The organism is Escherichia sp. TW14182, from assembly GCF_000208525.1.
Lineage (GTDB): Bacteria > Pseudomonadota > Gammaproteobacteria > Enterobacterales > Enterobacteriaceae > Escherichia > Escherichia ruysiae.
The window spans coordinates 1-1,878 of the sequence record NZ_AEJZ01000384.1 but is presented as its reverse complement, the minus strand read 5'-3'; the positions used below and the strand labels follow the sequence as shown (position 1 = coordinate 1,878).

General features: G+C 33.8%; 2 protein-coding genes. Both read left to right on the top strand.

The features are described from left to right. Positions 1-870, top strand: an 870-nt coding sequence (locus EQY_RS0122120) for a DMT family transporter (RefSeq protein WP_000326728.1), incomplete at its 5' end; no start/stop codon positions are given. Between the two features lie 12 nt (positions 871-882). Continuing rightward, positions 883-1,779 (top strand): hypothetical protein, encoded by an 897-nt coding sequence (locus tag EQY_RS0122115; RefSeq protein WP_000838377.1) that lies wholly within the window; start codon positions 883-885, stop codon positions 1,777-1,779. The last annotated feature ends 99 nt before the right edge of the window (positions 1,780-1,878 follow it).

Genomic DNA, 1,878 nt, shown 5'->3' with positions numbered 1-1,878 from the left:
TGGGGCGGTAATTATGTTGTTGGTAAGATTATGGTGGTTAATATGAACCCTATTCTGTTATCAGAATTAAGGTGGCTACTTACCAGTATAATCCTTGTTGCATTTAATTTTATAGCAATTAAGAAAAATTATAATTTAATAATTCGCAATAAAAAATCCATTATACTATTGGCTATATTAGGGCAAGTAATGTTTCCAGTGGCATTATATATTGGATTGCAATACACAACTTCATTAAATGCCGCTATATACTTATCATCCACTCCAGGATTGGTTCTTGCATTTAACTGGATATTTTTTAGGGATTACATATCAAAATCAAATGTTGCTGGTGTTATAATTAGTACGCTAGGTGTTGCTTGGTTAGTTACAAAAGGTGATATAACAAATCTACAATTTTTAGAAAAAATTAATCGCGGTGACTATTGGACTATGATTTCCGCAGTTAGTTGGGCGATCTATTGTTCTTTCCTTAGAAAGAAACCGAAAGAAATTTCTGGAAATGTATTTGTAACTGCGTGTGCGGTAGTTGGTGCTATTGTGTTAATACCGTTTAGTTTAATTAGCTTGATTCACAATGGTGCATTAATAAAGTTCGATTCTGATTTTTATAACGTTATTGGTATGGCATATCTGGTTATTTTTCCATCCTGGCTGTCATATCTATTTTGGAGTAAAGGTATATCAATAATTGGTGCTACCAGGGGAGAGATTTTTACGCATTTAATCCCATTATCGGCAGGGGTACTAAGTGTCATATTTCTTAAAGTAAATTTAGCACAATATCATGTGATAAGTATTATGGCGATATGCATAGGCGTTTTCCTTTGCTCTCGCCATGGAAAGAAGCCGCAGAGTAAAATTTCATAAAAGGGGATTTATATGAAATCACTTATCGACTGCACTATTAATGGGAATAGGTCTGTTATCCTCCAAAAAAAAGATTGCAGTGAGGAATGTGTATATTTAATAAAGAATACATCAAGTTATGATCTTCTTTGTAAAAGTATTGAACAAGATATTTCTATATCTTCCTTAATGGATAAATTACCTGATATAAAACGTATACAACAAGAAAACATAAAAACTAACATATATAACATCCCGATGAAGCCAGCTGATGATAGAAATGTTTTTGTCAGTTCTTTTGGTCGGACACATAATACGTTGAATGGGTTACCTGCTGGAAATAGAGAGCTGGATTGGTTTTTTAAAGGAAATGGTACTACGTTACGAACTACAGGTGAACGTATAATCCTTCCTATGCAGTCTTTCTCAGGAGGTATTGAGGTCGAATATGTATTAGTCATTATAATAACAAACAACGGAAGGCCAAAGGTGGTTGGATATACAATAGCTAATGACTTCTCTGATGTTGGAATGAGGAAAATACATCCCAACTTAGCTAATCTATCGAAGTTGATGAGCACAGGAATCGGGCATGAGTTAATATTAACTGATAAAATACCAGAATATTCAAAAGTGGTCTGTAAGGTTGTACGTGAAGGTTCAGATATATGGCGGAAAGAAAGTGTACTCGGATTCGGAAATATGAGACATACCCAAAGCCAACTAATGGATATTTTATTTGGCAGTGACTTATTAAAATCTCCTGTTTATTCTGTTCATTATTTATTACTGGGGGCATCAATTAGTACCGATAAAGCTGGGGTTGAGTTACGTCATGGAGACACTATCATAATTGAAACTATAGAAGATGAGCTTCTTCTGCATAATTCTTATGAAGAAGAAGCTGTTATATATTCATGTTGCTCGTAAATGCCCAAAATTAGGGTTTGCATTTTGTGGCGGTAATAAATATCGCCACATATAATTATTTAATTCACTTGTGGAAATTTTTATTTGATCTAGTTTGAG

Coding starts and splice junctions, on each gene's coding strand:
- EQY_RS0122115 (WP_000838377.1), top strand. CDS start 883: ATGAAATCACTTATCGACTGCACTATTAATGGGAATAGGTCTGTTATC.